The 22,609-nt window shown below is 70.6% G+C and carries 24 protein-coding genes; 11 read left to right on the top strand and 13 right to left on the bottom strand.

Annotated features, from left to right (window positions below; translation table 11 throughout):
* Positions 1 to 59 precede the first annotated feature (59 nt).
* Positions 60 to 233 (bottom strand): hypothetical protein, encoded by a 174-nt coding sequence (locus ACFWPA_RS10195; RefSeq protein WP_378508804.1) that lies wholly within the window; start codon positions 231 to 233, stop codon positions 60 to 62.
* Positions 234 to 461: 228 nt separating this feature from the next.
* On the opposite strand from ACFWPA_RS10195, the gene ACFWPA_RS10190 reads away from it, so the two are divergent.
* The 3 genes from ACFWPA_RS10190 to ACFWPA_RS10180 are packed head-to-tail and all read left to right on the top strand — an operon-like array spanning position 462 to position 2,361.
* Positions 462 to 1,070 (top strand): biotin transporter BioY, encoded by a 609-nt coding sequence (locus tag ACFWPA_RS10190; protein WP_378570099.1) that lies wholly within the window; start codon positions 462 to 464, stop codon positions 1,068 to 1,070.
* An 8-nt stretch (positions 1,071 to 1,078) separates the two neighbouring features.
* Complete coding sequence (locus ACFWPA_RS10185; RefSeq protein ID WP_378508806.1) at positions 1,079 to 1,759, top strand: energy-coupling factor ABC transporter ATP-binding protein; 681 nt, start codon at positions 1,079 to 1,081, stop codon at positions 1,757 to 1,759.
* Positions 1,756 to 2,361 (top strand): energy-coupling factor transporter transmembrane component T family protein, encoded by a 606-nt coding sequence (locus ACFWPA_RS10180; protein ID WP_378508807.1) that lies wholly within the window; start codon positions 1,756 to 1,758, stop codon positions 2,359 to 2,361. The genes ACFWPA_RS10185 and ACFWPA_RS10180 overlap by 4 nt, the downstream gene beginning before the upstream one ends.
* Positions 2,362 to 2,429: 68 nt before the next feature.
* Here the strand turns inward: ACFWPA_RS10180 and ACFWPA_RS10175 are convergent, their stop codons facing one another.
* The 4 genes from ACFWPA_RS10175 to pgsA all read right to left on the bottom strand — a co-directional run bounded on the left by ACFWPA_RS10175 (position 2,430) and on the right by pgsA (position 5,040).
* Positions 2,430 to 3,245: a PspA/IM30 family protein gene (locus ACFWPA_RS10175; protein ID WP_378508808.1), complete on the bottom strand. Its 816-nt coding sequence runs from the start codon at positions 3,243 to 3,245 to the stop codon at positions 2,430 to 2,432.
* A gap of 189 nt (positions 3,246 to 3,434) precedes the next feature.
* Complete coding sequence (locus ACFWPA_RS10170) at positions 3,435 to 3,812, bottom strand: helix-turn-helix domain-containing protein (RefSeq protein ID WP_378508809.1); 378 nt, start codon at positions 3,810 to 3,812, stop codon at positions 3,435 to 3,437.
* 86 nt (positions 3,813 to 3,898) lie between these two features.
* Complete coding sequence (locus ACFWPA_RS10165; protein ID WP_378508810.1) at positions 3,899 to 4,399, bottom strand: CinA family protein; 501 nt, start codon at positions 4,397 to 4,399, stop codon at positions 3,899 to 3,901.
* The gene (gene pgsA, locus ACFWPA_RS10160; RefSeq protein ID WP_378570098.1) at positions 4,396 to 5,040 is read right to left on the bottom strand and encodes a CDP-diacylglycerol--glycerol-3-phosphate 3-phosphatidyltransferase; all 645 of its coding nucleotides are present in this window, start codon (positions 5,038 to 5,040) and stop codon (positions 4,396 to 4,398) included. Before pgsA ends, ACFWPA_RS10165 begins: the two co-directional genes overlap by 4 nt.
* A 123-nt stretch (positions 5,041 to 5,163) precedes the next feature.
* Between pgsA and ACFWPA_RS10155 the strand changes: the two genes are divergently transcribed.
* Together ACFWPA_RS10155 and ACFWPA_RS10150 are read left to right on the top strand one after the other, a co-directional pair.
* Entirely contained in the window at positions 5,164 to 5,688 is a 525-nt protein-coding gene (locus tag ACFWPA_RS10155) for an amino-acid N-acetyltransferase (protein ID WP_378508812.1), read from the top strand.
* Positions 5,689 to 5,723: 35 nt separating this feature from the next.
* Positions 5,724 to 6,005 carry a YciI family protein gene (locus tag ACFWPA_RS10150; RefSeq protein WP_378508813.1) on the top strand — a complete coding sequence of 94 codons (282 nt, stop codon included), beginning with the start codon at positions 5,724 to 5,726 and terminating at the stop codon, positions 6,003 to 6,005.
* A 47-nt stretch (positions 6,006 to 6,052) separates the two neighbouring features.
* Here ACFWPA_RS10150 and ACFWPA_RS10145 read toward each other — a convergent pair whose 3' ends face one another.
* From ACFWPA_RS10145 to ACFWPA_RS10135, 3 genes are all read right to left on the bottom strand, one after another.
* Positions 6,053 to 7,051 (bottom strand): TerC family protein, encoded by a 999-nt coding sequence (locus tag ACFWPA_RS10145; protein WP_378508814.1) that lies wholly within the window; start codon positions 7,049 to 7,051, stop codon positions 6,053 to 6,055.
* A gap of 221 nt (positions 7,052 to 7,272) precedes the next feature.
* On the bottom strand, positions 7,273 to 10,041 hold the full coding sequence (locus tag ACFWPA_RS10140) for a DNA translocase FtsK (protein ID WP_378508815.1): 2,769 nt from the start codon (positions 10,039 to 10,041) through the stop codon (positions 7,273 to 7,275).
* Positions 10,042 to 10,113: 72 nt separating this feature from the next.
* Positions 10,114 to 10,740 (bottom strand): TIGR03085 family metal-binding protein, encoded by a 627-nt coding sequence (locus ACFWPA_RS10135; protein ID WP_378570097.1) that lies wholly within the window; start codon positions 10,738 to 10,740, stop codon positions 10,114 to 10,116.
* Positions 10,741 to 10,801: 61 nt separating this feature from the next.
* Here ACFWPA_RS10135 and ACFWPA_RS10130 point away from each other — a divergent pair, with 61 nt between their 5' ends.
* Positions 10,802 to 11,581, top strand: coding sequence for a sulfite exporter TauE/SafE family protein (locus ACFWPA_RS10130; protein ID WP_378508817.1), 780 nt, complete (start codon positions 10,802 to 10,804; stop codon positions 11,579 to 11,581).
* A 52-nt stretch (positions 11,582 to 11,633) separates the two neighbouring features.
* Here the strand turns inward: ACFWPA_RS10130 and ACFWPA_RS10125 are convergent, their stop codons facing one another.
* From ACFWPA_RS10125 to thyX, 3 genes are all read right to left on the bottom strand, one after another.
* Positions 11,634 to 13,694 (bottom strand): ribonuclease J, encoded by a 2,061-nt coding sequence (locus ACFWPA_RS10125; RefSeq protein ID WP_378570096.1) that lies wholly within the window; start codon positions 13,692 to 13,694, stop codon positions 11,634 to 11,636.
* Positions 13,691 to 14,596: a 4-hydroxy-tetrahydrodipicolinate synthase gene (gene dapA, locus ACFWPA_RS10120; RefSeq protein WP_378508819.1), complete on the bottom strand. Its 906-nt coding sequence runs from the start codon at positions 14,594 to 14,596 to the stop codon at positions 13,691 to 13,693. The genes ACFWPA_RS10125 and dapA overlap by 4 nt, the downstream gene beginning before the upstream one ends.
* A 68-nt stretch (positions 14,597 to 14,664) precedes the next feature.
* Positions 14,665 to 15,417, bottom strand: coding sequence for an FAD-dependent thymidylate synthase (gene thyX / locus ACFWPA_RS10115; RefSeq protein ID WP_378508861.1), 753 nt, complete (start codon positions 15,415 to 15,417; stop codon positions 14,665 to 14,667).
* A 280-nt stretch (positions 15,418 to 15,697) separates the two neighbouring features.
* On the opposite strand from thyX, the gene ACFWPA_RS10110 reads away from it, so the two are divergent.
* The 3 genes from ACFWPA_RS10110 (at position 15,698) to ACFWPA_RS10100 (ending at position 18,028) form a co-directional block, all read left to right on the top strand.
* On the top strand, positions 15,698 to 16,210 hold the full coding sequence (locus ACFWPA_RS10110; RefSeq protein ID WP_378508820.1) for a toxin-antitoxin system HicB family antitoxin: 513 nt from the start codon (positions 15,698 to 15,700) through the stop codon (positions 16,208 to 16,210).
* 98 nt (positions 16,211 to 16,308) lie between these two features.
* Positions 16,309 to 16,743, top strand: coding sequence for an SRPBCC family protein (locus ACFWPA_RS10105; RefSeq protein ID WP_378508821.1), 435 nt, complete (start codon positions 16,309 to 16,311; stop codon positions 16,741 to 16,743).
* A gap of 10 nt (positions 16,744 to 16,753) precedes the next feature.
* A complete protein-coding gene (locus tag ACFWPA_RS10100; RefSeq protein WP_378570095.1) occupies positions 16,754 to 18,028 on the top strand; it encodes a hypothetical protein in 1,275 nt (424 codons plus the stop codon).
* Positions 18,029 to 18,040: 12 nt separating this feature from the next.
* On the opposite strand, the gene ACFWPA_RS10095 is transcribed toward ACFWPA_RS10100, so the two are convergent.
* A complete protein-coding gene (locus tag ACFWPA_RS10095) occupies positions 18,041 to 19,252 on the bottom strand; it encodes a winged helix-turn-helix domain-containing protein (RefSeq protein WP_378570094.1) in 1,212 nt (403 codons plus the stop codon).
* A gap of 53 nt (positions 19,253 to 19,305) precedes the next feature.
* On the opposite strand from ACFWPA_RS10095, the gene ACFWPA_RS10090 reads away from it, so the two are divergent.
* A complete protein-coding gene (locus ACFWPA_RS10090; RefSeq protein WP_378570093.1) occupies positions 19,306 to 19,959 on the top strand; it encodes a DUF3105 domain-containing protein in 654 nt (217 codons plus the stop codon).
* A 14-nt stretch (positions 19,960 to 19,973) separates the two neighbouring features.
* Here ACFWPA_RS10090 and ACFWPA_RS10085 read toward each other — a convergent pair whose 3' ends face one another.
* Positions 19,974 to 20,933, bottom strand: a complete 960-nt coding sequence (locus ACFWPA_RS10085; protein WP_378570092.1) for a siderophore-interacting protein — start codon at positions 20,931 to 20,933, stop codon at positions 19,974 to 19,976.
* A 224-nt stretch (positions 20,934 to 21,157) separates the two neighbouring features.
* Here ACFWPA_RS10085 and ACFWPA_RS10080 point away from each other — a divergent pair, with 224 nt between their 5' ends.
* Positions 21,158 to 22,603, top strand: a complete 1,446-nt coding sequence (locus ACFWPA_RS10080) for a DUF6924 domain-containing protein (protein ID WP_378508826.1) — start codon at positions 21,158 to 21,160, stop codon at positions 22,601 to 22,603.
* Positions 22,604 to 22,609 lie beyond the last annotated feature (6 nt).

Genomic DNA, 22,609 nt, shown 5'->3' with positions numbered 1-22,609 from the left:
GCCAACGAGCATGCCGCCGGATACCGGTTCGGGTGGCGAGACGCGCCCGGGCAGCACGCCTAGATCTTCGTGACCTTCTGCGAGTCCGAATCCGAGAACGCCTTGACCAGCAGGTACACACCGAACACCACGGCGCTGACGGCGAGGATCCAGAACAGGCCCTTCACCAGCACCCCGACCAGGGCCAGTGCGATCCACACCAGCGCAACGACACCGAGAATCTTCCAGAACACGATGGTTCTCCGTTTCTTGCGGGCCGAACCACCACGAGTTGGCGGTCCGCTGCCGTCCAGCCTGACAGGATCGCGCCGGTAAATCACCAGCTCAACGGCAAGATCAGGGAAAGATCAGGGTGAACCCCCATGCCCCGCGGCCGCCCCGACCGGGTGGAGGAGCCCATCGGCCGACGCGCCTGACATAAGCTCGACCGGTCCCCGCCACCTAGGAGCTCTGCACCACCCGTGTCCTCCCGAATCTCCGGCGCCCCGGCACTGACCGCGCGCGACCTCGCCCAGGTCGCGGTCTTCGCGGCGCTGATCATCGCCCTCGGCCTGCCCGGCACCATCACCATCGGCACCTCCGGCGTGCCGATCACCCTGCAGAGTCTCGGCGTGATGGTCGCGGGCGCGCTCCTCGGCGCCCGCAAGGGATCGCTGGCCGTGCTGACCGTGATCGCGGTCGGGATGGCCCTGCCCGTCCTCGCAGGCGGGCGCACCACCCTGACCGCGCTGGCCAGCCCGACCGCGGGCTTCCTGATCGGCTGGATCCCGACCGCCGCGCTGATCGGGTGGCTGACCGTCAAGGCGCTGCCCCGCTACAACGCGATCGTCGGGACCCTGATCAACCTGCTCGGCGGGATCGTCGTGCTGTACGCCTGCGGGATCGCGGGCATGCTGCTGCGCACCGACCTGACGCTGGTGGCCGCGCTGTCGGCGAACGTGACCTTCCTTCCCGGCGACGCGATCAAGGCGGTGGTCGCCGCCGTCGTCGCCGCCCAGGTGCACCGGGCGTACCCCGCCCTGCTGACCGGCCGCCGGGCGCCAGCGGCGCCCGCCGCCGACGCCGCCTGACCCCGCCGATGACCGAGATCCGGTTCCGGTCCGTCGCGCACCGCTACGGGGAACGCGCCGTCCTGCGCGAGGTGGACCTGACCCTCACCGAATCCCGCATCGGGATCGTCGGTGCCAACGGCAGCGGCAAGTCGACACTCGCACGAATGATCAACGGGCTGGTGGTCCCCACCGCCGGGACGGTGACCGTCGACGGACTCGACACCGCCCGCGACGGCAGGAAGGTGCGTCGCAAGGTGGGGTTCGTGTTCACCGACCCCGACCATCAGATCATCATGCCGACCGTCGCCGAGGACATCGCGTTCTCCCTCAAGCGGTCGGGGCTGCCCGCCGCCGACCGGGACGCGCGGGTCGCCAGCGTGCTCGGCCGGTTCGGGCTCGCCGGGCACGCCGACCACCCCACCCACCAGCTGTCCGGCGGGCAGAAGCAGCTGCTGGCGCTCGCGGCGATCATGGTCACCGAGCCCGAGGTGATCGTCGCCGACGAGCCGACCACGCTGCTGGACCTGCGCAACACCCGGCTGGTCTCGGACACCTTCGCGGCGCTGCCGCAGCAGCTGATCGCGGTGACCCACCATCTGGACCTGCTCGCGGACTTCGACCGGGTCATCGTCATCGACTCCGGGGGCGTCGCCGCCGACGGCGCGCCCGCCGAGGCGATCGGCTTCTATCGACGGCTCGCCGGGTGACGACGCTCGGCCTGTACCGACCGGGGCGGTCCGTGCTGCACCGGCTGCCCGCGGGCGGGAAGCTGATCGGGTTGGTGCTGTTCCTCATCGGGCTCGCGGCGTTCGTTCGGCAGCCGTGGCAGCTGGCGCCCGCCGCGGTCGTGGTGATCGCCGGGTTCGGCATCGCCCGCATCCCCGCACGGGTGGTGCTCGCCCAGTTGCGTCCGGTGCTGTGGATGCTCGCGTTCATCGCGGTGTTTCAGGTCGTCTTCACCGGGTGGCGACGTGCGCTGGTGGTGTGCGGGGTGCTGCTGCTGTCCGTCGCCGTCGCGGCACTGGTGTCCCTGACCACCCGGGTACTGGACATGCTCGACGCGCTGCACCGGATCCTCGGGCCGTTCCGGCGGTTCGGGGTGGACCCCAACCGGGTCGGTCTGGTGCTGGCGATGACGATCCGCTGCATCCCGCTGCTTGCCGGGCTGGTCGCCGAGGTGACCGAGGCCCGCAAGGCCCGTGGTCTCGGCTTCTCCCTGCGGGCCCTGGCCGTCCCGGTCGTGATCGGTGCCGTCCGCACGGCCGACGCGATGGGCGAGGCCCTCGCCGCGCGCGGCGTCGACGACTGACGAACGCGGGTCGGAAAACGACGCCAGGCCCGGACGATGTCCGGACCGGGCCTGGCGTCGGTGTGGAACTACTGCGCGGCGGGACCCTCGGTCTTCGGGGCAGCCGCCGGGGTCTGCGGCGCTGCCGCCGGAGTGGCACCGCCCCCCGACGGAAGCGCGTCGCCCTTCATCGAGGCGCGGATCTGCTCGAGACGACTGTGGCCTGCCATCTGCACGCTGGCCTGCTGGACCTCCATCATCCGTCCCTGGACGGAGTTCTGAGCCAGCTCCGCGGAGCCGAGCGCGTCCGCGTAGCGGCGTTCGATCTTGTCGCGCACCGCGTCGAGGCTGGGGGTGTTGCCCGGCGCGGACAGGGTGGCGTCCATCGACCGCAGCGAGTCGCTGACCTTCTCCTGCATCTTGGCCTGCTCGAGCTGGCTGAGCAGCTTGGTGCGCTCGGCGACCTTGGCCTGCAACGCCATCGCGTTCTGCTCGACGGCCTTCTTCGCCTGCGCGGCCGCCTGCAGCGACTGGTCGTGCAGCACCTTCAGGTCCTCGACGGACTGTTCGGCCGTCACCAGCTGTGCGGCGAAGGCCTCGGCGGCGTTGGTGTACTGGATCGCCTTCTCGTTGTCGCCCGCGGTGGCGGCCTGGTCCGCCAGGGTGACGGCCTGACGAGCGTTCGCGTTGAGCTTCTCCACCTCGTCGAGCTGGCGGCTCAGCTTCATCTCCAGCTGGCGCTGGTTGCCGATGACCGATGCGGCCTGCTGCGAGAGTGCCTGGTGCTGGCGCTGCGCGTCCTCGATTGCCTGCTGAATCTGAACCTTCGGGTCCGCCTTCTCGTCGATTTTCGAGTTGAAGAGCGCCATCAGGTACTTCCAGCCCTTGACGAACGGGTTAGCCATGGGTGTGATCCTGCCTCCATCTGATGCGCCGCGTCATCCGCGACCCGGTGCGCGACCGTCGCACACCGCCTTGCGCCACTGTCCTCGTCGAATCTACAGCGATCCGGCACCACCGCGAACCATCCGCGCCGACCCGAATCCGGTCCGGCTGAAGCGAGCGGACCGACCGAACCGCCCCCGAGCGGACCGTCAGGCGGCGGCCAATGCCGTCGCCTGCGGCGCCGGAATCACCACCCGGGTGTCCCCGTCGATGCGCGGCGCCGCCGCGTGCACGACCTCGGGCATCGCGGAGCCCGCGGTCTCGGTACTGACGGCCCCGGCACGTACCGCGGTCGCGTCCGACAGCGTCTCGCTGACGTCGTGGAGCACGTCCGACAGCGGAACGTCGAGCGCGTCGCAGATCGCGGCGAGCAGTTCGCTCGACGCCTCCTTCCGCCCCCGTTCGACTTCGGAAAGGTATCCCAGGCTGACACGCGCCGAGCTCGACACCTCGCGCAGCGTGCGGCTCTGGGCCACCCTCGTGCGCCGCAGACTGTCCCCGAGCGCTTCTCGCAACAACACGGTCATCTGGCACCTCCTTCACTTGCCCCCGACGGGTCGTACGACGAGTCCTGTTGGTTCAACGAGCCGCCATGTCGAGTTGGTTCCCGACCCTATCCCGCCGCACCGGAACGCACGCGACCGAGGACGTCCGACACGGCCTCGGCGACGGCCGCGCGGCGAATCTCCCAGCGACCACCCGGCAACGTCAGCCGCCGGACGGCGACCCCGTCCCGGCCCGCGACCCCGAGGAACACCGTTCCGACCGGGGTGCCGTCCTGCGGGTCGGGTCCGGCGACACCGGTGAGCCCGATCCCCCAGTCCGAGCCGCAGCGCGCGGCAGCGCCGGTGGCGAGTTCGGCGGCGGTGCTCGCGGCGACCGGGCCGTCCGCGGCGAGCGTCGCCGCCGACACCCCGGCCAGGCCTACCTTCAGGTCGGTGGCGTACACGATCAGTCCGCCACGCAGCACAACACTGGCGCCGGGCACGCCCGCGATCGTCGCGGCAAGCAGCCCGGCGGTCAGGGATTCGGCGGTCGCGACGGTTTCCCGTCGTTCGGTCAGCGCCGCAACCAGCGCGACGACCTCGGTGCCGTCGGTCAGCGGATCGGTCATGGCGCCGGGTGGCGGGTGTGCACGTCCGCGCGCAGCCGGATCGACTGAATCACGTAGTCGAGTCCGGTAACGACGGTGAGCAACACCGCGGCACCCATCAGGACGGCGGCCGCGGTCGCCACGGCACCGGACAGCGGCAGCAGATACAGACCGATCGCGACGGACTGCACCAACGTCTTGACCTTGCCGCCGCGGCTGGCCGGGATCACCCCGTGCCGCAGGACCGCGAACCGCAGGACGGTGACGCCGATTTCGCGGGCGGCGATGACGCCGGTCACCCACCAGCTCAGGTCACCCAGGATCGACAGGCCGACGAGCGCCGCGCCGATCAGGGCCTTGTCCGCGATCGGGTCCGCGAGTTTGCCGAAGTCGGTCACCAGCCCGTACTTGCGGGCCACCTGGCCGTCGATCCGATCGGTGATCGCCGCGATTGCGAACACCGCGGCCGCCGCGATCCGCCACGGCGTCTCGTGCCCGTCGCCGACGAACAGCAGAAGCAGGAACACCGGGACCAGCAGGATCCGGAGCATCGTCAGCACGTTCGCGATGTTCAGCACCGGGACGGGGCGCCCGGCCGCCGCGTCGGAGCCCTCGGTCGACGACACCGCGAGACCGTCCGAGGCCCGCTGCTGCGCGGTCATTTTCGGGCTCCGCGACCGGCGCAACGGGGGCGCACGCCCGAGGCGTCAGCGACGCGGGCGGAGATAAGACGGGACGGCACATCGCCCAGAATATCGTTTCGTGCCCCGACTACTGTTCACCCCATGACTTCAGGCGTTGCCCAGTCCGACCCGGACCCGCTGCTCGTCCGCCGCGCACGCACCTCGGACGTCCCGGACATCAAGCGCCTGATCGACATCTACGCCGGCCGCATCCTGCTGGAAAAGAACCTGGTGACCCTGTACGAGGCGGTGCAGGAGTTCTGGGTCGCCGAGATCGGCGGCGAGGTCGTCGGCTGCGGCGCGCTGCACGTGCTGTGGGGCGACCTGGGTGAGATCCGGACCGTCGCGGTCGACCCGACGGTGAAGGGACGTGGTGTCGGCCACCTCGTTGTCGCCCGATTGGTCGGCGTTGCGCGGCAACTCGAACTCGAGCGGGTCTTCGTGCTCACCTTCGAGGTCGACTTCTTCGCCAGGCACGGCTTCGTCGAGATCGAGGGCACCCCGGTGACCGCGGAGGTGTACGCGGAGATGTGCCGGTCCTACGACACCGGTGTCGCCGAGTTCCTCGACCTCAGCTACGTCAAGCCGAACACGCTCGGCAACACCCGCATGCTGCTGACCCTCTGACCCGCCCCTGCCTCCCCCAACGAAAGCGAGTTCCGATGCCCGTCATCGCCGTCGAATACAGCTATGCCGCCGCGACCGCGGCGGCCCGCGACGAGATCCGCCCCGACCACCGCGGGTGGCTCGCCGGCCTCGTCGACGCGGGCACCGTCCTGAGCACCGGCCCGTACGCCGACGGCAGCGGCGCGCTGATTCTCGTCCGAGCCGTGGACGTCGACGCCGCCCGCGCCCTGTTCGCCGACGATCCGTTCGGGCGGGCGGGCCTCGTCGACCGTGCCCGGTTCACCGAGTGGACGCCGGTGATGGGCGCCTTCGCCTGACGCAGGTGCGCCCCGCCCCGCGGACGCGGGACGGGGCGGACAAGCGATCACGCCGTGGTCGTCGGCTCCTTGTCCTTGTCGCCACGGGTCTTGATCAGGCTGGCGACGGTCGTGACGATCAGCACGCCGATGATCACGGTCAGCGAGAACGCGATGCTGATCTCGGGGACCGTGACGTGCTCGCCGCCGTTGACGAACGGCAGGGTGTTCTCGTGCAGCGCGTGCAGCACGAGCTTGACGCCGATGAACGCCAGGATGATCGACAGACCGTAGGACAGGTACACCAGCCGTTCGAGCAGGCCACCGATCAGGAAGTACAGCTGCCGCAGGCCCATCAGCGCGAACGCGTTCGCGGTGAAGACGATGTACGGCTCCTTGGTCAGACCGTAGATCGCCGGAATCGAGTCGAGCGCGAACAGGATGTCGGTGAAGCCGATCGCGATGAGGGCAAGGAGCAGCGGGGTGACGAAACGCCTGCCGTCGATCTTGGTGACCAGCTTGTCGCCGTCGTACACCTCGCTGACCGGCACGAACCGGCGCACGATCGAGACCATCCGGTTCTCGCGCTTTTCCTCCGCGTCTGCCTCGTCACCGTGGTCCTTGACCAGCTTGATCGCCGTGTACACGAGGAAGAAACCGAACAGGTAGAAAACCCAGCTGTAGGCGTTGATCGCGGCCGCGCCGACGGCGATGAACACACCGCGCAGCACCAGCGCCATCACGATGCCGATCAGCAGCACCTTCTGCTGGTATTCGCGGGGCACCGCGAAGCTGGACATGATGATGACGAACACGAACAGGTTGTCCACCGAGAGCGCCTTCTCGGTGATGTACCCGGCGAAATACTCACCGCCGGCGCCGGTTCCCCACTGCCACATGACGAACAGGCCGAACAGGATCGCGATGCCGATGTAGACGGCCGACCAGAAGCCGGACTCCCGCAGGGTTGGTGCGTGCGGTGTCCGCACGTGCGCGAAGAAGTCGAAGACGAACAGGCCAAGGATCACCACGCAGGTGACGATCCAGATCAGGGGTGTGATGTGCACTCGTAGACCTCCGGTAGTCGATCAGGACACCGGAGGTCTCTCCCGCCGAACGTCACCGGCCGGCCGCGTCACCGCGTGCCGCCCCGGGTCGATCGACCGACAACCCCGGAGCGGCGACGGCGCCGATCGTGTTGACGAGGTTGCCACGGATCACGGGGATACTCCCCTCCAAAGCCTCCCCATTCAATCACAGCATCGGCCGCTCGCCACGAACGAGCAGGTCAGTCGTCGGACGGGGATTCGTCCGGGTCGCCGCCGCGGATCGACCACAGCAGACCGTCCAGTTCATCCGGTTTGATCAGCACCTCGCGCGCCTTCGACCCCTCGCTCGGCCCGACGACGCCGCGGGTCTCCATCAGGTCCATCAACCGCCCCGCCTTCGCGAACCCGACCCGCAGCTTGCGCTGCAGCATCGACGTGGATCCGAACTGGCTGGTCACCACCAGCTCGACGGCCTGCAGCAGCACGTCCATGTCGTCGCCGATGTCGGGGTCGACGTCCTTCTTCTCGGCGGCCTTGGCGGTGGTGACGCCCTCGGTGTATTCGGGTTCGGCCTGATTCTTGGTGAAGTCGACGACGGCCGCGATCTCCTCGTCGGTGATGAACGCGCCCTGCATGCGGGTCGGCTTCCCCGCGCCCATCGGCAGGAACAGCCCGTCGCCCATGCCGATCAGCTTCTCCGCGCCGGGCTGGTCGAGGATGACCCGCGAGTCGGTCAGCGACGACGTCGCGAACGCGAGCCGGGACGGCACATTGGTCTTGATCAGGCCGGTGACGACGTCAACCGACGGCCGCTGCGTGGCCAGCACCAGGTGGATTCCCGCGGCGCGCGCCTTCTGGGTGATCCGGACAATCGCCTCCTCCACGTCGCGGGGGGCGGTCATCATCAGGTCCGCGAGTTCGTCGACGATCGCCAGGATGTACGGGTACGGCCGGTACACCCGCTCGCTGCCGAGCGGCGCGGTGATCTCCCCCGACCGGACCTTCTTGTTGAAGTCGTCGATGTGCCGGACCTTGTTGGCCTGCATGTCCTGGTACCGCTGCTCCATCTCCTCGACCAGCCACGCCAGCGCGGCTGCCGCCTTCTTCGGCTGGGTGATGATCGGCGTGATCAGGTGCGGGATGCCCTCATAGGGCGTCAACTCGACCATCTTGGGGTCGATCAGGATCATCCGGACCTCGTCCGGGGTGGCCCGCTGCAGCAGTGACACCAGCATCGAGTTGACGAAGCTGGACTTGCCGGAACCGGTGGAACCCGCGACCAGCAGGTGCGGCATCTTCGCCAGGTTCGCGCTGACGAAGTCGCCCTCGATGTCCTTGCCGAGGCCGATCACCAGCGGATGGTGGTCCTTACGCGTGGACGGGGCGGTGAGCACGTCGGCGAGCCGGACCATCTCGCGGTCCGTGTTGGGCACCTCGATACCGACCGCGGACTTGCCGGGGATCGGCGCCAGCAGCCGCACATTGTCGGTCGCGACCGCGTACGCGATGTTGCGGGCCAGGGCGGTGATCTTCTCGACCTTCACACCCGGACCCAGTTCCACCTCGTAGCGGGTGACGGTCGGACCGCGGGTGTAGCCGGTGACGGCGGCGTCGATCTTGAACTGCAGGAGCACCTCGGAGATCGCGTCGATCATCGCCTGGTTCGCGGAGCTCCCGGTCTTCGGTGGATCGCCGTCGATCAGCAGCGACGCGGGCGGCAGCGTGTAGTCGCCCTCGACCACCCGATCCGGGATCAGCATCTCCGGTTCGTCGTCGGCCTTCGGCGGCGGTGTCGCCGCCTGCTTCGGCTTGGGCTTCGGTTTCGGCTTCGGCGCGGGTGGCGCGGCGGGTGCGGCCGGGGCGGCGAACTCCGCGTCCGGGACGAGCACCTCGGTCGGCGCGTATCCCTCGTCGAGCGGATAGTTCGATTCCGGGTCCGTCGCGACCGGATGGTCGTCGAAGCGGGCGTACCCGGACGAGTTCACGCCGTACCGACCGGAGCCGTCCGCGGCGCGGTCGTCGTCGACCGGGTAGCCGTCGGCGTCGAAGAGCGCGGGGTCGTAGTCGGCCTCGGCGCGCCGCCGAGACGGGCGCAGATTGCGCAGCCCCCTGAGGTAGTCCGGCTCGTGGTCGCCGTACTCGGAGCCGACGTCCTCCTCGTCGTCATACGGTTCGTGCTCGCCGTCCGAATGCGACGCCCCGACCAACGCCCGCAGCCGCGCCGGAACCTCGCGGACCGTCGTCCCCGTGAGCAGCAGGACACCGAAGCACATCGCGAGGAGCAGCAGCGGCACCGACAGCCAGAAGGTGACGCCGTCGGTGAGCGGGCCGCCAGCGACGGACCCCACGATGCCCGCCCCCGTTGCGCGCCCGTCCGCGTCCCGCGGTTCCCCGCTGATCACGTGGTAGACGCCGAGCGCGGGGACCGCGACGAGCAGCGACCCGAGCACCAGACGGGGACGGATGTCGGGTTTCGGTTCGGTGCGCATCAGGATCACCGCGACCACGACACCGACCACGGGCAGCATCGCAGCGGCACCGCCGAACAACCCCCGAACCCCGGTTTCGATCCACCCGCCGACCGGGCCGCCCGCCGAGAACCACATGGCGGCGGCGATCACCGCACTGACCGCGATCAGGCCGAGCGCGATCCCGTCCCGCCGATGCCCGTGCTCGATGTCGCCCGCGCGCCCGACGGTGCGGGTCGCGGCCCCGACCCCGCGGGCCATCAGCGTCCACCCCCGGCCGAGTCCGGCGCCGACGGACTGGAGCGCGCCGCCCGACTTCCGGGGCGCGGGCCTACGGTTCGCGGGCCTGCGCGTGGCGGGTCGCGGCGCCGTTGCCTTTCGGGGGGTGCTGACGGTCTTCGTGGTCCGGCTGCGCGCCGTCGCGCCCTTCGCTCCCGCCCCCTTCGCGCCCCGGGCGGCCGACGACCCACCCGAGGCCCCGCCCCGCGGTGCGGACCGCGGCGTGCTCGTGGTGGATCGGGTCCCGGACTTACCTGCCATGACGGCCAGGTTAGTCGCTCCAGCCCCACCGGGACCATCCGCAACACTCGTCCCAGCGCCGGAGCAGCGCGATCAGACGCCCCGCGTCAGCGCCCGGACCGCGGCGACCGCCCGGTCCGGGCCGTCCAACGCGACCCGGACCGCGTCGCGGCCGAAGCCGTACAACACCAGCTCCGGCGGCGTGCCCACCATGGTCACCTGATCGGCCCCCGCCACCTGGCGCGGGATCACCCGCCGCCCCTCCCCCGCCTCGACGACGACCGTGCACGGCGCCCTCCGGAACGCCATCCGCGTCGTCCGCTTCGCCAGCGACCACAGCGGACCGTCCCAGTCGGCACCCAGGTCCCGCGGCTCCCAGCCGGCACCGGCGCGCCGGACGTCCTCGTGGTGCACGAACATCTCCCCCAGGTTGGCCTGCGCGTCGAACCAACGCAGCGGCGACCAGGCGGGCGGGCCGGTCCGCACCAGCTTGAGCAGCTCCGGGTACGGGCGGGCGGCGATCCCCGCCTGCACCCGCGCGGTGTGCCCGGCCAGGGGCGCCACCAGGATCCCCGGCGCCGCGTCGAGTCGACGTTCCCGCAGGATCAGGTGCGCGGCCAGGTCGCGGGTGGTCCAGCCCGCGCACAGCGTCGGCGCCTCCGGTCCGACCGAGGTCATCGTCGCCACCAACGCGAGTCGTTCGTCATGGGCGAGGCTCATGGCGCGCACGCTACCGCTCCCCGCGCGTCGGCGGGGTCCACGCCCTCGATAGCGTGCCGACATGACCGCCGCCGAGATGATCGTCATCGCCCTCGCCGGGTTCTGCGCGGGCGGCATCAACGCGATCGTCGGATCCGGCACCCTGGTCACCTTTCCCACCCTCGTTGCGTTCGGCTACCCGCCGGTGGTAGCGACGATGTCGAACGCGGTCGGTCTCGTCGCGGGCGGCGTGTCCGGGACGTGGGGGTACCGCAGGGAACTGCGCGGCCAATGGGATCGGCTGCGTTGGCAGATCCCCGCCTCGCTGCTCGGCGCCTGCCTCGGCGCGTGGCTGCTGCTGCACCTGCCGGACGAGGCGTTCGTGACAATCGTCCCCGTCCTGCTGGTCGGCGCGCTGACCCTGGTCATTGCCGGGCCGCGGATCCAGGCGTGGGCGCGGGCAAGGGCGGAGGCAGCGGGACGCACCGCCGACCACGTCGGGACGGGTCGGATGCTCGCGCTGACCGCGGGCACGTTCGCGGTCGGCGTCTACGGCGGATACTTCACGGCCGCGCAGGGCATCCTGCTGGTCGGCGTGATGGGCGCCCTGCTTCCGGAGTCGATGCAGCGGATGAACGCGGCGAAGAACCTGCTCGCACTGCTGGTGAACATCGTCGCGGCCGCCGCGTACACCCTGGTCGCGTTCGATCGGATCGACTGGGCAGCGGCGGGGCTGATCGCCGTCGGTTCGCTGATCGGTGGGTCGATCGGCGCCCGCTATGGTCGCCGGCTGTCCCCGAACGCGCTACGCGCCGCGATCGTGGTGCTCGGCCTGATCGGCCTGTGGCGCCTGCTGGCCTGACGTGACGCGACCCCCGGTGCGGAGGCACCGGGGGTCGCGTGAGGTGACGATGCTAGACGCCGATGACGGTCGGCACGATCATCGGCCGACGCCGGTACTTGTCGGCGACCCAACGGCCGACGACGCGGCGGACGGCCTGCGCGATCCGGTGGGTATCGGTGACACCCTCCCCGGCGAGCCGGGCGAGTTCCGCCTCGACGAGCACCGCCGCCTCCTTGAGCGCGGCCGGGTCGTCGGAGAAGCCGCGCCCATGCACCTGCGGGGTGCTCACGGCCTTGCCGGTGTGCTGGTCGACCGCGAGGGAGATCGAGATGAACCCGCCCTCGCCGAGCACCAGCCGGTCCGAGAGGGTCGAGTCGCCGACGTCGCCGACCGAGTTGCCGTCCACGTAGACCATCCCGACCGGGACGCGGCCGACGATCTCGGCGAGCCCGTCGACCATGTCGACGACGACGCCGTCCTCGGCGAGCACGATCCGCTCCTCCGGAACACCGGTCGCGGCGGCGAGGGCGGCGTTGGCGCGCAGGTGCCGCCACTCGCCGTGCACCGGCATCGCGTTCGTCGGCCGCACCGCGTTGTACAGGTACAGCAGCTCACCCGCGGACGCGTGCCCGGAGACGTGCACCTTCGCGCTCTGCTGGGTGACGACGGTCGCGCCCCGCTTGGCGAGGCCGTTGACCACCGCGAACACCGAGTTCTCGTTGCCGGGGATCAGCGACGACGCGAGCACGACCAGGTCGTTGGCGCGGATGTTGATCTGGCGATGCTCGCCGCGGGCCATCCGCGACAGCGCGGACAGCGGCTCACCCTGCGAGCCGGTGGAGATCAGCACGAGCCGGTCGTCGGGCAGGTTCGCGGCGGTGTCGATGTCGACGACCACCCCGTCCGGCACGGTCAGGTAGCCGAGATCCTGCGCGATCTGCATGTTCCGGACCATCGAGCGACCGACGAACGCGATCTTGCGCTTGTAGCGGACCGCGACGTCGACGACCTGCTGGATCCGGTGCACGTGGCTGGCGAAGGATGCGACGATCACCCGCTGCTTCGCCTTGCCGATGACGCCGTCGAGGACCCCGCCGATCTCGCGTTCGGGGGTGACAAAGCCGGGGACCTCGGCGTTGGTGGAGTCGACGAGGAACAGGTCGACACCCTCGTCGCCGAGCCGCGAGAACCCGGCGAGGTCGGTGAGCCTGCCGTCGAGCGGCAGCTGGTCGAGCTTGATGTCACCGGTGTGCAGCGCGACACCCGCGGAGGTCTTGATCGCGACCGCGATCGCGTCCGGGATCGAGTGGTTGACCGCGAAGTACTCGCACTCGAACGGGCCGTGGGTGGTCATCTGACCCTCGACGACCTCGACGAGGTTCGGCCGCTGCCGATGCTCGCGGCACTTCGCCGCGACCAGCGCCAGGGTGAACTTCGCCCCGATCACCGGCACATCCGGGCGCATCCGGAGCAGGAACGGCACCGCGCCGATGTGGTCCTCGTGGCCGTGCGTGAGGACGATCGCCTCGACGTCGTCCATCCGGTCCTCGATGTGCGCGAAGTCCGGCAGGATCAGGTCGACGCCGGGCTGCTGGTCCTCGGGGAAGAGCACGCCGCAGTCGACGATGAGCAGCTTGCCCTTGTGCTCGAAGACGGTCATGTTGCGGCCGATCTCGCCGATGCCGCCGAGCGCGACGACCCGCAGGCCGTTGTGCGGTGCCTTCGGCGGAAGACCGAGCCGCTCGGTCGGGTCGACAGCGGCGAGTCCGTCGGGGCGCCCCTTCGACTGCCTCGGCGCCTTGTTTCCGCCCTGGCCGCGACGGCGCCGCGGCGCCTTGTCCTTGGCCTGCTTCTCCTGCGCCGGTTCGGCTGCCCGCTCGGCCGCCGCCTTCCGGGACTTCGCCGCCTTGGCCGGGGCCGCCTTCGCGGGGGCGGCCGTCGCGGGGGCGGCCTTCGCGGGGGCGGCCGTTGCCGGGGCCGCCTGCGCCGGGGCGGCCTTCGCGGGGGCGGCCTTCGTCGCGGGCGCAGTATCGGGCACGTGGGTCACGATCGGCGTCTCGGGAGCCGCCTGCGCGATGCTCGGCGGTCCGGCCTGGCGGCGCGCGCTGCGGCGGCGCTCCGGGCGGGTCACGACAGTGCTCCCGCCGCGCGCAGATCCGCTGCCAGTTCCTCGACTTGCGTTGGTGTCGGCGGTACCTGGGGCAACCGCGGATCACCGACCTCGATGCCCTGCAGTCGCAGTCCAGCCTTCGACCCGGTGACACCACCGAGGCGGCCGAACGACCGGATCAGCGGGAGCATGCTGGCATTGATCTGCGTGGCCCGGGCGACGTCACCGGACCGGTACGCGTCGAGCAGCTCACCCAGCCTGCCGGGCACGAGATGCCCGATGACGCTGACGAATCCGACGGCGCCGACGGACAGCCAGGGCAGGTTCAGCGGGTCGTCACCGGAGTAGAACTCCAGGTCGGTGTTAGCGATCAGCTCGGCGCCGGCGACCAGATCACCCTTGGCGTCCTTGACCGCCTTGATCCGGGGGTGCTCGGCGAGCCGGTAGATGGTCTCGGTAGCAATCGGAACGACCGAACGCGGCGGAATGTCGTACAGCATCACCGGCAGGTCGGTGGCGTCGGCGACCGCGGTGAAGTGCGCGAGCAGGCCGGCCTGCGGCGGCTTCGAGTAGTACGGGGTGACGACCAGCAGGCCGTGCGCACCCGCGCGGGCGGCATCCCTGGCCAGTTCGACGCTGTGCGCGGTGTCGTTGCTGCCCGCGCCAGCGACGATCTTGGCGCGGTCGCCGACGGCGTCGATCACCGCGCGCATCAGTTCGAGCTTCTCGGTTTCGGTGGTGGTCGGAGACTCCCCGGTGGTGCCGGCAAGCACCAGGCCGTCACAGCCTCCGTCGACGAGATGGGTGGCCAGCCGCACACCCGCATCCACGTCCAGCTTTCCGTCGGCAGTGAACGGGGTCACCATCGCGGTCAGGATGGTGCCGAACGGACGCTCGACTGGTGCGGATTCAGCATTGGTCATGGTTGTCAAGGTTACCCGGTGGCGCCGCCCACTTCGCACACCGATCACACCCGGCCCGCGACGCCCGGTCAGGCGCCGGCGTCGAACTCGCTGACCGCCACCTCGGAGCCGTCGGCGAGCGTCGCAATCTCAAAGTCGCCGAACACGTTTGGCGCGGCAACGATCAGCTGCCGCAGGCACTCGACCGCGACCTCCCGGATCTCGACGTCCGCGTGCTCGGTGGCGCGCATCGCGATGAAGTGCCGCCACGCCCGATAGTTGCCGGTCACCACCAGGCGCGTCTCCGTCGCGTTGGGCAGCACCGACCGGGCGGCCTGCCTGGCCTGCCTGGCCCGCAACGATCCGTTGGGCACGCTGGCGAGTGCGACATCGAGCGCGTCGAGGAGGTCGCCGTAGGCCGCGCGACTGGCCTCGGTCGCGGACTCGAACAGCGCCTCCAGTGCGGGGTCGCCCGCGATGGCGGGCGGCACGACGACGTTGGCGTCGCGCTCGGACACCGACCGCTGCGACAGCTGCGAGAACGACAGGTGCCGATGCCGGATCAGTTCGTGGGTGCACGAGCGCGAGATGCCGGTGACGTAGAAGCTGACGCTGCCGTGCTCGAGCACCGAGTCGTGCCCGACCTCGAGCAGATGCCGCAGATACCCGGCGTTGGTCGCCGTGCGCGGGTTCGGCTTGCTCCAACTCTGGTAGCAGGCCCGCCCGGCGAACTCGACGAGCGCCTGACCCCCGTCGGCGTCCGTGTCCCACGGGACATCCGCGGGCGCGAGGAACTCGGTCCTCGCGATCAGCTGCACGTTCAGGGACACCGCTCGCCGCACGGAATCATGCGCCACCGGACCACCGCCTTCCCTCCGTCGCCGCGAATCGGCTCCTGCCCGCACCCTATCCACCCCCACCGCCCCCACCACTCCGAGTGAACGGAAGCGTTCAGTCGATGAGATCGACCGAATGTGCCGTTCGCTCGCCGCCCACCTGCACCCGGAAGGACGGGCGGGCGCGGGCACCCGACGTCCGCGCACCGGACCCCACCCAGCGATGACGCCAAACTGGCGTCAACATGCCCTTGACTGATGTCATGTGTGACGCCACACTGACGTCATGGACCTGTCGACCTACACCCAATCCCTGCGCCGCGACCTGACGGCGGCGGCCGCCCTCGGCGACGACAACACCCGCCGCATCGCGGAGGCCCTTGCCGACGCCGCAGAGAATTCGGCCCGCCTGATGGTGATCAGCGCACTGTCCGATCTGGCCGCGGAGGTGTCCGCCGAACTCGGCGACCGCGCCGTGCACGTCCGGCTGACCGGGAACGACGCGACCGTCGAGATCACCGGCACCGACCGCGCCACCGATCCCGAGCAGCCCGCCGCGTCGACACCGCCCGGCGGGGACGGCACGACCGGGACCCGGCCGCCGACCTCGGACTTCGACGACCTGAGCGGGGACATCTCCCGGGTGACGCTGCGCCTGGTCGAGCAGGTCAAGGCGCGCGCGGAGGAGGCAGCGGCACAGAACGGCGTGTCACTGAACTCGTGGGTCGCGCAGGCCGTGCAGGGTGCACTGAGCGATCAGATGCGGCGCAGCCGGGAGAACACGCGGTTCGGCCTGTAACTGACTCACGGGTAAGGTTCGGTCGTCGGCGGTCGTCACCACCGGTGGTGATTGACTGACGCGTCACGTTCGCGGCAATCAGAAGGGGTGGGTCCCACATGGCGGTATCCGGGTCCAAGCAGTTCGACGTCAAGGCCGATCCGGCGACGGTAATGGCGGCACTGGTCGCGGTCGAGCGGCTCGGCGAGTGGTCGTCGGCGCACAAATCGGTCGCGGTCGAGACCACCTACCCGGACGGGCGTCCGCACCGGGTGCGGATGACGGTCTCGGTCATCGGCATCACCGACGAGCAGGTCGTCGACTACTCCTACGAGGGCGACGAGAAGCTGTCCTGGACGCTCGTGGAGGGCAGCCAGCAGAAGCAGCAGGACGGCAGCTACGTCCTCACCGACAACGGCGACGGCACCACCCACGTCGACTTCGCGTTGACCGTGGACCCGAAGATCCCGGTGCCCGGCTTCCTGGTGAAGAAGGCGCAGAAGATGGCCCTCGACACCGCGTCGAAGGGCCTGACGAAGTTCGTCGAGGGCTGACGCCGGGCGGGTGAGGGTGACCGAACCGCGGCAGAGCCCCGGGCCCGACACCAGTCGGGCCCGGTGGTCGTGGCGGGACACCGCCGTCGTGGCCGGGATCGTCGCGCTCGGGTTCGGGGCCGCATCGGCGCTGCCCCGCGACCACCCGGACACCGGTCCGGCCGCCCCGACCTATGCCACCGAACCCGTCGCGTATCCGGTCGACATTCCGGGCTGCGCCGAGGTGCTGCCGCCACCGCCGCCGGTCACCGGCTCCGGCTGGACGATGTACGGCGCGTCGTACGGTTACGGCGACCCGGACTTCGCCTGGTTGACGGCGCCGAAGGCGACCGCGATGACCGACGCGCTGCGCGCCGCGCTCCCGACCGACGCCGACGTGCGATTCGACGCTCCGCGCCGGATGCTGTTGTTCCAGCCGATCTTTCGCATGAACCCCGACCAGCTTCCGGAGGACGTCGCACCCGAGGACGTGTCCGGCGTCAGCGAGTCGCGCGGCTTCCTGGTCCGGGGCGAGGGGTCGGGAACGCTCCGCACCGCCGTCCGCGCCGGCAGCGGAACGCCGCCGGACTGCGTCGCGGGGGCACTGGACGAGCGGCGCACCCTCGCCGACGGCACCGTCGTCGACGTCCTCGACAGCTGGTTCGAGCGCGGCGGGGTGCGCACCCGCACCGCGGGCGCGACCGCGTACACACCGGATGGATCCCGCGTCGACGTGTCGGTGGATGACACGGACGGCGACACCCACAGCGGCGCCCTGCCCCTGACGGTGGACGAGCTGGCGAGGGTCGCGGCCGAACCCGGATTGCGCACCACCACAACAGTTCCCGTCGGCACTCCCGCGGCACGCATGGGCTGCGGCGCGGCACCGGACGGGTCCGGTGCACCGCTCGATCGCGCCGACGTGGAACGGCTGAACGGTGCGCTCGACGCGGCCTTGGTTGCGCTCGGTCCGCTGCCCGCGACCCCCGACCGGCCGCTCGGGTCCCTCGAACTGACCGGCGCCGGCCGGACGTCCGTGTGCACGGAGGTCACGCTGTCGGGTTCCGGCGGCGAGTCCCGACTGCGGGTCGTGATCGCACCGGCACCGTCGGAGTCGCGCGCGGCGGGCGAGCCGCGTCCGGACGGCACCCGGGTGCGCACGCACCGCGAGTACGGCACCACGCACGTGACGGCGACCCGCCCGTCGGGCACCGCGGTGACCGTGGACCTCGGCGGTCTCGGTGCCGTGCCGACGGTCGACCAGGTGATCGCCCTGGTCACCGCGCCGGGCCTGGACCTGCCGTAGAACCGCCGCCGGTCACAGCCGGGCCGCGAGGGTCGCCGCCAGATCGCCCCGGTCCCCCACCGCGACGTCGGAGAGCCCGAGCCACGTCGCCATCGACCGCAGTTCGATCGCGAGCGCCTCGGCGACCTCGCCGGGGTGGTGGCCGTCCTCGACGAACGCGCCCGGGACCCGCAGCGCGTCGGCCGCGCGGTCGGCCTTGAGGTCCACCCGCGCCACCAGTTCCCCGTCGCGGAGGAACGGGAACACGTAGTAGCCGTGTACCCGTTGGGCGGCGGGCGTGTAGATCTCGATCCGGTACCGGAACCCGAAGATCCGTTCGGTGCGGGGCCGGAAGAAGACGAGCGGGTCGAACGGGCTGAGCAGCGCGGTTCCGGTCGCGCGGCGCGGGGTGCGGGCATCGACGTGCCGGTACGCCGCCTCGTCCCAGCCGCGGACCGCCACCGGGATCAGGGTGCCCTCGTCGACGAGGTCGGCGATCGCGGCACGCCCCTGGGCCGCCGACAGCCGGTGGTAGTCGCGCAGGTCTGCCGCGGTCGCGACGCCGAGCGACCGGGCAGCGCGGCGGACCAGTTCCCGGATCGCGTCCGATTCGTCGACGTCGACGGCGACCACGTGGGTGGGGAGCACCCGGTCGGCCAGGTCGTAGTGCCGGGCGAACGCGACCCGGCGGTCCACCGACAGCTGTCCCGAGGCGAACAGTTGTTCGCAGATCACCTTGGTGTCGCTGCGCCCCCACCACGGCCCGCCCCGCTCGGAGGAGATGCTGAGGTGCCGTTCGACGTCGCCTGCGGTGGCGGCGCCGACCTCGGTGATGGCGTCGAGGATGTCCCTGCCGAGGGTGGGGTTTCGTTCGAGGACCCGCCGCTCCCCCTCCCATCGGCCGCCGGCGTACCGCCGCATCCGCCAGCGCAGCAGCGGCCAGTCGTCGACCGGGATCAGCGCCGCCTCGTGCGCCCAGTACTCCACCAGCGCACGGGGTTTCGCTGCGGTGTCGCGCCACGCCGCGGCGTCGAGAAGCGCACGGTCGTAACCACCGATCCGGCTGAACACCGGCATGTAGTGGGCCCGGACCGCCACCGAGACGGAGTCCAGCTGCAGCAGCCCCGTCCGGCGCACCGCGGCGAGCACGTGCCGCCGTGTCGGGGTCGCGGCGGGCCTGCGGTCGGTGAACCCCTGCGCGGCCAGCGCGGCCCGCCGCGCCGCGGACGCACTCATCGTCAGCATGCGCTCACCCTGTCACGGGCCACCGACATCACCGGGGCGGCTACGATCCGGTCGTGCGCATCGCGATCCCGATCATCGCCGCCGCCGTTGCCCTGTCCGCGGCGGGATGCGGGTCGACGGTCGAGGGCACCGCGACCCCCGACCGGTTCGTGCCGTCCTTCGACAACCCGGATCCGTCGGTGCGCATCGAGGGCATCGTGATCGTCGAACCCCCCGCCGGTCTGCATGTCCGTCCGACGCAGCGGGTCGACTACGACCTGGTACCGCCGGTCGGCGGACCGCACGACGCGGTGTGGGCGGCATGCAACGGTCTCGTGTACCCGACCGCGGTGCGCACCGAGAGCATCGTGCATTCGCTCGAGCACGGCGCGGTGTGGATCGCGTACGACCCCGACCGGGTGCGCGGCGCCGACCTGGATCGGCTCGCGGAGCGGGTGGAGGGGCGCAGCTATCTGCTGATGTCGCCGTATCCGGGCCTGCCGGTGCCGATTTCACTGCAGTCGTGGGGGCATCAGCTGCCGGTGGACAGCGTCGACGACCCGCGCATCGACCGGTTCGTCACCGCGCTGCGGCTGAACCCGGCCACCTTCCCCGAGCCGGGCGCCACCTGCTCCACCCTGCCGGGCCGCTTCGACCCCGACGACCCGCCGCCGTTCGATCCGTCACCGGTCGACCCCGACGACCCGGACACCGTCCCGGTCCGCTGACGGTCTGGCCGCGGTCAGCCGGTGCGCTCCGCGAGCCCCTTCCGCCAGTACCCCATGAATGCGACCCGCCTGCGGTCGACGCCCCAGTCCGTCACGAGGAGCCTGCGGAGCTGCTTGATCACCGCGGCCTCCCCGGCGAGCCACGCGTAGAAGTCGCCGGTCGGCTCGGGTTCGGGCGAGTCCCAGAGGATCTGGTCGTCGACGTCGATGTCGTCGAGGTGCTGACTCCCGGCCGCCCGCGCGGCGTCGACGAGCTTGCGGTGGGTGCCGTGCCAGTCGTGCAGGGCGGGCACGAGGAGCGAGCCGACGGCGGCCCCGCCGCGCGGCAGGTACCGGAGGTCAACGTCGGCGGCGCTGGCGATCGGGAGCATGTCGGCCGGCTCCGGCACCTCGACGAGCGCGGTGGCCCGGCATCCCGCGGGCAGCCGCTCGAGGATGCCCGCGATGGCGGGTGCCGCGGTCTCGTCACCGGCGAGCAGGAGTTCGGTCGCGGTGCCCGGCTTCCAGTCCATCCCGCCTGCCGAGTCCGCGCTGCGGGCGTCGGGGCCGACGATGATGAGGTCGTCGCCGGGGCTGGCGCGGTGCAGCCAGGTGGAGCCGGGGCCGACCGGACGGCCCGCCTCGGTGTGTGCGACGAAGTCGATGTCGACGCGGCGGCGCGCCGGGTCGACGACGCGAACGGTGTAGGTGCGGAACGGGCTGCGGTGCTCGTCGGGCAGGTCCCGCCAGCGGGCGTACCAGTCGCCCCGGAGCAACGCCTCCTCGTCGTCGACACCCAGGTCCGCGTAGCAGCGGTCGGCGGTCGGGAACACCACCTTCACCCGCTGATCGCGTGCGTGGTCGGCGAAGTGAACGAAGTCGGGACCGGTGAATCCGACCCGGACGAAGTGCGGGCTCAGCCGCCGCACCTCGGTGACCGTGGCGCGGTAGGGGCGGTAGCCGGGTCGCACGGGGTCCGGAGTCGGGTCGGGCATCGGGGCTCCTCGGCGCGGGTGGCGGCACACCGGCGGTGTCGACCGATGCGGGCAATGAACTTAGGCAAGGCTACACACGGCCGTGGGTGCGCCAGACAGTCAGGCGACGAGCGTCACCGCGATACCCACAATCGCGCCTCCACATCGGCAGGTACCCCCGCCCTCGTCGAGGTGTTGCATCCGTGTCCGATGTCCCTGTCGTTGCGGTGACCTAGGTTGGGCAGATGTCGATGACCTGGCCGCGGGTGCGCGGATTGAACTTCAGCACGATGGGTCGACCCGTCGGAGCCGAAATGTATTCGGACGGAAGCTATACCGGACGCGTGTGGTTCGCACCACCGACATCGTGGCGCGTCGAGAACGCCGCCGGCGAGGTGACGTACATCGAGAACGACACCGACGAATACCGCAGGTCCGATGACGGCATGATGGTGCACTCGGTCAAGTCCCCGAATCGGTGGGTCATGACCATCGGAGATGCTCCGCAGACCCTCCTCACCTCGTACCTGATGTGGCCGCTGGAGGAGCGGGGCACCGAGCCGCACCTGACTGCACCGAGCACCCCGGAACCGGTCGAGTGTCGTGGTCGTTCGGGCTGGCGGGTTCGGTTCATCAATGCCGCATCCGGCGGCGAGGTCGCGTACGTGATCGACGCCGAACTCGGCCTTGTCTTGTCGAGGACAGTGGGAAGTCAGGTGATGGAACTGGCCAACCCCACGCTCGATGAGGACGTCGACCCGGCTCTGTTCGAGTGGACCGGCCCTGCCCGCGAGAAGCAGGACGGCTTCGTCACCCCGGCCCAACGCGAATACGAAGAGAAGATGGCGGCACTGAAGCAGCTGCCCAGGCCACGCGTCACCTGGGTGCCGCGAACCATCACCGCCGAACCGCTCGATGGCGATCCCCGAACGGGTGCCCTCGAACTCCAGGTCACCGCCGAACACGGCTTCTTCACGCTGCGCCAGTGGATCACCGACGTCGGCGAACCCGACCCCGGATGGTCCACCCAGCACGTCCCGGTGAGGCATGCGCTGTCGGTCGGGCCCTGGACCTACGAGATCCGCAGCCACACCCCGATCGACCCGGACGACTGCACGCGGATCATCGAATCCATCGAGCCCGCCGCCCTGCCGGCCGCCACACCTGAACAGATCCGTGACGCCCTCAACCGCGATGCCGCGGCGAAGACCGAGACCGAGGCATCCGAATCGCTGGGTACGGGTCGTCGACTCGACGACTATCTCGGGGACCGCCACGGGGTGTCGCTACTGATCCGGACCGACTTCACCGACGACGACGCCTGGCGGAGCGTGGCCGCGTCGGCGATGGCACCCGGCGTCGGCGACGAATCCGACTTCGTTGCCGTGCTGACGTGCATCGACAACCGGGAGTACGACGGCATGACGATCAACCAACTACTCGACGACATCGGAGATCAGCCGGTGTACTACGCGTTCCTTGCCGACACCACTACCATCACCGATCCCGAGCACCCGATCCTCGCTGTCGATACCAGCCCCACCGAAAGCGACCGGTCGCGGGGCGGAACGGTTCGGGTGATTCCGTCCCAGATGTGGTCCATCGAGAACAATCTCTCCCTCGCCAACATGGACTTCGAGGACTTCACCTCCGCGGCCGGACCCGACGGAATCTACCGCGGATTCGCCTAAGAGCCG

It is taken from the genome of Rhodococcus sp. NPDC058505 (assembly GCF_042720095.1).
Taxonomy (GTDB): Bacteria; Actinomycetota; Actinomycetes; order Mycobacteriales; family Mycobacteriaceae; genus Rhodococcus_G.
This window is presented reverse-complemented; position numbering and strand designations above follow the sequence as displayed.